Genomic DNA, 492 nt, shown 5'->3' with positions numbered 1-492 from the left:
GAGGCCAAAGTGAATGAAATTCAGGCGGGTATTCATCTAAGCGAAGGACCGCTGGTGAAGCTGGGGCTGTTCCATTGCCCAGATGGAGATCATTTGCTGATGGCTATTCATCACTTAGTGGTGGATACCGTATCTTGGCGCATTTTGTTCGAGGATATTACGACCGCTTATGAGCAGGCATTGAACGGACAAGCGGCTCGTCTTCCGCACAAAACGGATTCGTTCCGCACCTGGGCGGATGGGCAGTCTCAATATGCGAACAGTCCGGCCATGGCAGCAGAACTCGCATTCTGGAGGGAAATGGAACAAGGCGTATATCAGCCGCTTCCAAAAGACGAGTCCCCTTTTCATTCCTTCAATAGGGACAGCGAGAACATTACAGTTACGTGGACAGCTCAGGAAACGGAGCAGCTGCTAAAACAGGCGCATCGTGCCTACAACACGGAGATGAATGATTTGCTGCTTACCGCATTGGGACTGACGATTCATCGC

1 protein-coding gene is annotated in these 492 nt (G+C 51.2%); it reads left to right on the top strand.

From position 1 onward, the window contains the following. Positions 1–492 (top strand): condensation domain-containing protein (locus tag NLX74_RS25560; protein WP_254330940.1); only part of this gene is annotated, 492 nt, incomplete at both ends.

This window comes from Paenibacillus sp. MZ03-122A, assembly GCF_024213325.1.
GTDB classification, from domain to species: Bacteria; Bacillota; Bacilli; order Paenibacillales; family Paenibacillaceae; genus Paenibacillus; species Paenibacillus polymyxa_B.
Note: the sequence above shows the minus strand (reverse complement) of the source record. Positions and strands in the feature narration are given on the sequence as shown.